A 6118-nucleotide genomic window follows, 5' to 3' on the forward strand; every position below is an offset into this window, starting at 1 on the left:
CTATTGGAGCACGTCCCCGTCCACGTAGTACCAACGCTTGCCTTCCCGCACGAACCGGGAGAGTTCACGCTGGACGCCGCGTTCGCCGTCGGACCTGTAGTGCGCCGCGAACTCGACGGTGCCCGCCGAGTCGAGCGGGCCGCCGTTGCTCGTGGAAAGGATGTCCAACCTGCGCCACTGCAGGTCCGGGTCCAGGTCCATGGAATCCGGGCGGGTGGAGGAATGCCACGTCCGCAACAGATACCCGGGCTCAAGGACCACGAAGGCCGAATACCGGGATCGCATGAGTTGCTCTGCGGTGGGCGCCTCGGCCTCCCCGCGATGGAACCGGCCGCAGCATTCGTCGTACTGCTCGCCGGAAAGGCAGGGGCAGGCACCGTTGCGGAGCCGGGTGTGGTCAGGGGTCACGACGCGCCAATCTGGGCTGTAAATGAGAGCTGGGCAACATATTTTCGCATGCGAGATAACAGGTTCGAAACAACCCTGCCAGAGTGGGCTGCGGCGCGTGATTCCGACGGTGCGGGACCTTACGCTAGATAAGCAAGCTGGGTGGGCAATGCGCGCATCACAAAACGACAGCCAGGGGAGGCTACGTGGAGGATCCGACAACACTCGCCATCAACCTGACGTATTTGGGGACGCTGGGCTTGGCTCTGCTGATGTTCCTCGGCCTCGGGTTGATTGTCATCATCACTCTGGTGGTTGCCGGAGTGGGACGGCTGGTATCTGTCATCCTCCTGGCGTTGATTGGCGTCTTCCCCAAGAAGGACACCACTCCCATCGTGCACCTTCCCGCTCGGCCCGGATACGTGCCGGACCCGGTCGTCGGCGCGGACGCTGTTGACGGCGCAGCTGAGGAATCGGCCCCTGTTGCGACGCCGGTTGCCGCGGCGCCTGCCGCGCCATCTCCTGCTACGGCGCCCGCTGCGCCCAAGCGGGACTTGCTCGGAGTGACCCGACGCCGGATCTCAGGTGCGTCGGCCGCCGTCAAGGACGGCGCATGGAAATCAAAGGTGGACCCGCGGAAGCTGCCCAAACCGGCCGAGGTCAAGTCCGCCGTCGAGCACCAGACTGCGCACCACCCGATCGTCGTGGCCGCTGCCAAGGAACCGCCGGTCCTGTCGAAGGACTGGGCGGATGCGGTGGCTGAAGCCGACCGACGCGAGGCCGAACGGGCCAAGGCCCAGCAGCCACCGCCCATCAAAGTGACGGTCCGCGACCTCGACGAGCCCACGCCGTCGTCAAAAAGCCCGGCACCGGCCAACCCGCCAAAGAAGCAGGGCCCTGTGACGTCCCCAAAGGGGAAATCCCAAGGCCCCACCAAAAAGGGATCCCTCAGCGGCGCTGCCCGAAACTCCTAGCTCGGCGTGCCGGGCTAAGCGGCCAACTGACGGAACGCTGCGCCATGGTAGATCAGCGGCTTGGACTCGAGGTTGACGGTGGTTGCCTTGACCTCAAGAACCACGATCGCGTGATCCCCGGCGGGCGTTTCTGAAACTATTTCGCATTCGAAACCCAACACGGCCCCATCGATCAGCACCGCGCCCGAGTCGCTGACACTCGTGTCCAGCCCGGCGAAGCGGTCCCTCGTTTTGGACGAGAGCTGGAGGCAGGCAGCTTCCTGCCCCTCAGCCAGGACCGAGACGCCAAGCCGCTGAGCCTGGCGCAGTTTGGGCCACGTTGTGGACGAGTTCTGCACTGCGAACATGACCAGCGGCGGCTCCAGTGAAACGCCCACGGTGAAGGACGACGCCACCAACGCTTCCGGCGTGAAATCCACCATCGCGCTGAAGGCGGCAACTCCGGAGGGGAACTGCGCAAAAGCCGCCTTGATGGCCGCCGTTTCTTCCACTGTGGTCTGTGTCATCCCGCTGTCCCTTTCGTGCGTTTCCTAAGTTCCTTTCCCATAATTCACCCGCTTGGAAGAACGGCAATATTTGTTGATCCGCAAGACATTTGTGTTGCCGTGTGTCAAGAAATGTCGCGAAGTAAGGCCTCTTCCATTACCCCGCAAGACGAAAAACGAAGAACTTCTACCATTTGCGTTTATGCCTCCGGCGGCCGTGTGTAGCCTCGATTGAACATCCCGTCCACGCCGCTGACCCAGGCGTCGACCCAGCACTATCCATCCACAGGAAGCCGACATGAGCCTCAACGAGCTACGAACGCTTGGACGCACTGGCGCCCTGATCAGCCCGCTCACCCTGGGCACCCTGAACTTCGGCACCGGCGCCGCGCCCACAGGTCCCGCAGAGAGCATCCGGATCATCAAGGCCGCGCTCGACGCCGGTATCACCAGCATCGACACTGCAGACATCTACTCACAAGGGGAATCCGAAACCGTGGTGGGCCAAGCGATCCACAGCCGGCGCGACGACGTCTTCCTCGCCACCAAGTTCCACGGGCAAATGGGATCCAACCCCGCGCACGCCGGCAACTCCCGCCGCTGGATTGTCCGGGCTGTCGAGGACAGCTTGCGGCGTCTGAACACGGACAGGATCGACCTCTACCAGGCACACCGCCCGGACTACAACACCGACCTCCTGGAAACCATCACTGCCCTCAACGACCTCATTCGCCAGGGCAAGATCCTCTACTACGGCACGTCCGTGTTCAGCCCGGCCCAACTCGTTGAGGCCCAGTGGATCGCCAACACCAACCACTTGACCCCGCCGGTCGTGGACCAAGTGCCCTATTCGCTTCTGGTGCGTGCCAACGAACGCGACGTCTTCCCCATCACCCAGCAGTACGGCGTCGGGGTCTTGAGCTACGGACCGCTCGACGGCGGGTGGCTGGCAGGCGGTTACCGGGTCGGGGCCGGGCAGCCCGAGAGTTCGCGTTTTTCCGCACTTCCCGGCCGCTTCGATGTGAATGCGCCGTTCAACCAAGGCAAATTGCACGCCGCGGACGCCCTGGCCCAACTCGCGGCACGCCACGGATTGACGCTCATCCAGTTGGCAGTCGCCTTTGCCCTGAACCACCCGGCAGTGACCAGCGTGATCATCGGCCCCCGCACCGAGGAGCACCTGACCGATTACCTGAAAGCCGCGGACGTGGTGCTGAGCGAGTCCGTTCTGGATGAAATCGACGACATCGTGGCGCCCGCGGTCAACTTCCTCGAACGCGACGCCGGCACCGTTGCCCCGCACCTCGAGTACCCGGAACTACGACGCCGGTAGCCACCTTCCGTTGTGGGGCCTGCTCTGCGTTCTTCGCGCCTGTTTTAGCGCGCAGAGCGGGCCTCGCAACGAGGTATTGACGCAGGTTCGCCCCGGCGTGATCCTTGTCCTAAGTGCTGCGGCACTCCGCAGCGTTTAGCTTCCAGTAGAACGCCGCCGTCCCATGTCCAACGATCACCTCAAACAACGGGCCACGAAAGCCGTCGTCACCGGGCAGCCCACCGATGGACCCCTGACCCACGAAGAGTTGCAGCTTTCCGGGCGGAACCATTCGATGCCGTTGGAGGCCCTGCGCGACGACATCACTCCGGCCGGCCTGCACTACCTGCTGATCCACTTCGACATCCCGCATCTGTCACCTGAGACGTGGCGGTTGCGACTGGGCGGGGCTGTCGACCACACGCTTGAACTCAGCCTCGAGGACATCAAAGCGCGGCCGGCTGTCACCATGCCCGTCACTCTCGAATGCGCGGGAAACGGCCGCTCGCTTCTGGAACCCCGCCCCTTGAGCCAGCCCTGGGTGCTTGGCGCGGTGGGCACAGCCGAGTGGACCGGAACTCCATTGGCGCCCCTGCTGGAGGAGGCAGGGTTGGCGGGTGACGCCGTCGAACTTGTTTTTACCGGTGCCGACAACGGTGTCCAAGGCGGCGTCGAAGAGCCGTATGCCCGCAGTCTTTCCGTCGCCGAGGCCATGCACCCCGAAGTGATGCTGGTCTACGCCATGAACGGCCAGCCCTTACCACTGCAGCACGGATTCCCGTTGAGGCTCCTGGTCCCTGGCTGGTACGGGATGGCGAGTGTGAAGTGGTTGACGTCGATCGAAGCAGTGACGTCGCGGTTCATGGGATGGCAGCAGTCCGTGGCCTATCACTATCTGCAGGGTCCGGACGGGCCTGGCATTCCTGTCACCCATATCCGCGTGCGCTCCCTGATGGTGCCGCCGGGGATCCCGGAATTCTTCACCCGGCGACGGATCGTAAACGCCGGCCCGGTAATGCTGCACGGCCGTGCATGGTCCGGACACGGTGAAGTGGAGCGGGTGGAAGTGGGGATCGACGGCGAATGGATGCCTGCGCACTTGGATCCGGCGCTGGGGGACTTCGCGTGGCGGTCGTGGTCCATGGTGTGGGTCGCGAGCCCAGGGGAACACGTGTTGCGGTGCCGGGCCATGGATACCTCGGGCGCGCTGCAGCCTACCGAGCAGGTGTGGAACTACCAGGGCATCGGGAACAACATGGCGCAGCGGGTTGAGGTGACGGTGCGGTAGTTGCTTTCGGTTCCCTGGCGCCCCCTGAGAACGCCGCGACGGTGCGAGTTCGCCGGAGCGTTCCAGCGAACTCGCACCTTTCCCGCGTTCCGGACTTCTTCCAGCGTTCTCGTCGTGCACGTGACGCCCGGTTAGACTCGTTCAGATCATGAGTATTCCGTCGTCATCCCCAGCAAACGTCCGCGTTGATGCCTGGTTGTGGGCGATCCGAGCCTACAAAACCCGCTCCGCAGCCACCGCCGCTTGCCGAGCCGGACACATCCGGATCAACGGCAATCCGGTCAAGGCCTCGCAAAGCGTGATCATCGGCGACACCATCCGTGTGCGGGAATCGGGTTGGGAACGGATCCTTGAAGTGCGACGACTCATCGCCAAACGCGTAGGAGCCGAGGCCGCGTCGCACTGTTTCACCGACCACACTCCGCCGAGGCCCGTGGCTCCCAAGCTTGGACTCCCCCAGCGCGACCGCGGAGCCGGCCGGCCCACTAAGAAGGACCGCAGGGACATGGAGAAGTTGCGGGGCTGACCTTGCGGTGTACCACGCAAATTTGCTGGATCATCAGGCTGGGCGCCGGCCAGAAACCCCGGAATCCCAAGCCTTTTACGATATCGACGTCCCGATCATCCAGCAGAAATTACCTAACACTTATCCACAGGACCATTTTTCTGACGTGAGTCCCCCCGCGCACGCTGCTTAGACTGGCCGCCACACCGTCGAACAGCTGTTGGGGAGCTTGTCATGTCACGCCTTTCGTCTGCCATGTTGTCGTCCATCCTGGCGGCGGTGCTTCTGAGCGGTTGCCAGGGCGGGTCGCCAGGTACGGGCTCTTCGGAGACAAGCTCGACGACGGCGTCGCCCACCTCAAGCGCTACGTCACCCGCTGCTTCGGCTACTCCGTCTTCTTCCGGGGCCTACAAACCGGCGGATGCGAAGGGGAAAGCCCAGAACGTACCGGTGCCTGTGATGACCGAGCTGGCGAAGGAAAACTCCAAGGCCGGACTGGAAGCGTTTATTCGGTACTGGTACGCGATCGGGAATTATGCCGACGAGACCGGCGACATTTCAGGCACCAACGCTCTCAGCACCCCTGAGTGCAAGGCCTGCGCCCAATTTCAGAAAGCCGCCTTGGACAGCTCCAAAGATGGCCGGTGGATTGTGGGCGGCAAGATTAGCACCCCGCGGATTGAGGTTGCCTGGAACTCCGCGGGGACCACTCATCAAGCCAAAGTTCAGGTTATTCAACAGGCGATCACTTACTACAACGCAGACGGCACGGAAGGGCGCCCTGCAGATGCGGCGACAAATGACGCGTTTGTAATCGTCGCTCGTTTCGATTCGACGTGGAAAGTTGTGGACACTGGTGTCGTTCGTTAACAAGGCCCGTCGCCATATTCTGACCGCTGGCCTAACCGCAGCCGCGTTCATCTTCGCGATGCCAGTTCAAGTTGCTCAAGCAGCTGACGACTGGGCATCGACCAATAGGGCAGCGGGAACTATGGAAGTCGGGTCTCGCTGGGTGTTCGATCCTTCCACCGGAACATCAAGCCCTAGCCTCAGCGGCACCGCCAGTTCCTCCACCGCCGAGGACCCCAACCAGTACATGGCCGATACCCACTGCCGTGCCGACGGACCCGACACCAAAGACCCCGGCTGCGACGCCCTCGACTGCCC

At 63.2% G+C, this 6118-nt stretch carries 7 protein-coding genes; 5 read left to right on the plus strand and 2 right to left on the minus strand.

The genetic code is table 11. The features are described from left to right. Window positions 1-408 (minus strand): YchJ family protein, encoded by a 408-nt coding sequence (locus AB4Y81_RS20985; RefSeq protein WP_064723863.1) that lies wholly within the window; start codon window positions 406-408, stop codon window positions 1-3. Between the two features lie 185 nt (window positions 409-593). On the opposite strand from AB4Y81_RS20985, the gene AB4Y81_RS20990 reads away from it, so the two are divergent. Further along, window positions 594-1361 (plus strand): hypothetical protein, encoded by a 768-nt coding sequence (locus AB4Y81_RS20990; RefSeq protein WP_441996871.1) that lies wholly within the window; start codon window positions 594-596, stop codon window positions 1359-1361. Between the two features lie 14 nt (window positions 1362-1375). Here the strand turns inward: AB4Y81_RS20990 and AB4Y81_RS20995 are convergent, their stop codons facing one another. Next, window positions 1376-1867, minus strand: a complete 492-nt coding sequence (locus tag AB4Y81_RS20995) for a flavin reductase family protein (RefSeq protein ID WP_018779942.1) — start codon at window positions 1865-1867, stop codon at window positions 1376-1378. Window positions 1868-2144: 277 nt separating this feature from the next. Between AB4Y81_RS20995 and AB4Y81_RS21000 the strand changes: the two genes are divergently transcribed. From AB4Y81_RS21000 to AB4Y81_RS21015, 4 genes are all read left to right on the plus strand, one after another. After that, complete coding sequence (locus AB4Y81_RS21000; protein WP_018779943.1) at window positions 2145-3179, plus strand: aldo/keto reductase; 1035 nt, start codon at window positions 2145-2147, stop codon at window positions 3177-3179. Between the two features lie 163 nt (window positions 3180-3342). Next, window positions 3343-4446 (plus strand): sulfite oxidase, encoded by a 1104-nt coding sequence (locus tag AB4Y81_RS21005; RefSeq protein WP_018779944.1) that lies wholly within the window; start codon window positions 3343-3345, stop codon window positions 4444-4446. A 148-nt stretch (window positions 4447-4594) separates the two neighbouring features. Further along, window positions 4595-4972, plus strand: a complete 378-nt coding sequence (locus AB4Y81_RS21010) for an RNA-binding S4 domain-containing protein (protein ID WP_018779945.1) — start codon at window positions 4595-4597, stop codon at window positions 4970-4972. 213 nt (window positions 4973-5185) lie between these two features. Beyond that, window positions 5186-5821: a DUF6318 family protein gene (locus AB4Y81_RS21015; protein ID WP_441996874.1), complete on the plus strand. Its 636-nt coding sequence runs from the start codon at window positions 5186-5188 to the stop codon at window positions 5819-5821. Window positions 5822-6118 lie beyond the last annotated feature (297 nt).

This window comes from Paenarthrobacter sp. TAF1 (genome assembly GCF_052113825.1).
In the GTDB taxonomy this organism is placed as follows: domain Bacteria; phylum Actinomycetota; class Actinomycetes; order Actinomycetales; family Micrococcaceae; genus Arthrobacter; species Arthrobacter nicotinovorans.

Coding starts and splice junctions, on each gene's coding strand:
- AB4Y81_RS20995 (WP_018779942.1), bottom strand. CDS start 1,867: ATGACACAGACCACAGTGGAAGAAACGGCGGCCATCAAGGCGGCTTTT.
- AB4Y81_RS21000 (WP_018779943.1), top strand. CDS start 2,145: ATGAGCCTCAACGAGCTACGAACGCTTGGACGCACTGGCGCCCTGATC.
- AB4Y81_RS21005 (WP_018779944.1), top strand. CDS start 3,343: ATGTCCAACGATCACCTCAAACAACGGGCCACGAAAGCCGTCGTCACC.
- AB4Y81_RS21010 (WP_018779945.1), top strand. CDS start 4,595: ATGAGTATTCCGTCGTCATCCCCAGCAAACGTCCGCGTTGATGCCTGG.
- AB4Y81_RS21015 (WP_441996874.1), top strand. CDS start 5,186: ATGTCACGCCTTTCGTCTGCCATGTTGTCGTCCATCCTGGCGGCGGTG.